Origin of the sequence: Sphaerisporangium melleum (genome assembly GCF_014646695.1) — a bacterium.
Classification (GTDB): Bacteria; Actinomycetota; Actinomycetes; order Streptosporangiales; family Streptosporangiaceae; genus Sphaerisporangium; species Sphaerisporangium melleum.
Window position 1 is genome coordinate 1 of sequence record NZ_BMNT01000119.1, and the last position, 1,120, is coordinate 1,120.

Annotated in this window: 1 protein-coding gene and 1 pseudogene; both read left to right on the forward strand. The window is 69.9% G+C overall.

Going from position 1 to position 1,120, the window contains the following annotated elements; translation table 11 throughout:
* Positions 1 to 231, forward strand: a pseudogene (locus IEY93_RS37395) (sugar ABC transporter substrate-binding protein); the annotation flags it as partial.
* Positions 232 to 322: 91 nt separating this feature from the next.
* The coding region (locus IEY93_RS37400; RefSeq protein ID WP_229691819.1) for a carbohydrate ABC transporter permease at positions 323 to 1,120 on the forward strand (798 nt) is incomplete at its 3' end.

A 1,120-nucleotide genomic window follows, 5' to 3' on the forward strand; every position in this document is an offset into this window, starting at 1 on the left:
GCGCCGACCGAGCAGGTGCAGGGCAGGCAGGTGGAGCAGAAGCCGGCGTTGAAGGTGTGGGTGGAGGCGGTCAAGGCGGCCAAGGGCCGCACGAGTGATGATCTGGGGACGAAGTATCCGAAGATCTCTGAGCCGATGTGGGGTGCGGTGCAGGCCGCGTTGAGTGGTGCCAAGACCCCGCAGCAGGCGATGACCGACGCCCAGGCCGCCGCCGCGAGCGCGACCCAGTAGGAACGACGTGCGCGGGCCGGGGGAGATCCCCGGGGCGCTCACCGCCCCGGTGGGGCCGGCCCCCGGCCTCGCTCGTCAGACGAAGGACGACATGAAACACCAGACACAGACGCCGGCCGCGCCCGCCGCCGGCGACCGGCGGAGGCGGGCTACGGTCCCGCCGCCCCGGGCGGGACGGCGCGCGGCCGTGCGGCCCCGACCGTCCGGGCAGTGGGCGGCGTGGGCGTTCCTGGCACCGGTCGTCATCTACCTGCTGGTCTTCTACGCCTATCCGCTCTACCGCAATCTGGACCTCAGCCTGCGCGACTACACCGTCCGGTCGTTCGTGCAGGGCGGCGCGCCGTTCACCGGGTCCGCCAACTACGTCAAGATCTTCGCCGACCCGACGTTCGGCCCGGCGCTGTGGCACACGGCGGTGTTCACCGTGGTGTCGCTGGTGTTCCAGTTCGTCATCGGCCTGGCGCTGGCGGTGTTCTTCGCCAAGAACTTCCGGCTCTCGGCCACCCTGCGGGCACTGTTCCTGGTGCCGTGGCTGCTGCCGCTGATCGTGTCGTCCTCCACCTGGTCGTGGATGCTCAACAGCGACTCCGGCCTGGTCAACGCGGTGCTGGGCGCGTTCGGCGTGGACCCGGTGAACTGGCTGACCTCGCCCGACTGGTCGCTGTGGTCGGTGACCATCGCCAACATCTGGATCGGCATCCCGTTCAACCTCGTGGTGTTGTACAGCGGTCTGCAGGCGATCCCCGCGCAGGTCTACGAGGCGGCCGAGCTGGACGGCGCCGTCGGCTGGCAGCGGTTCCGCAAGGTGACGCTCCCGCTGCTGCGCCCGGTGTCGGCGATCACCCTGCTGCTCGGGCTGGTCTACACCCTCAAGGTCTTCGACATCATC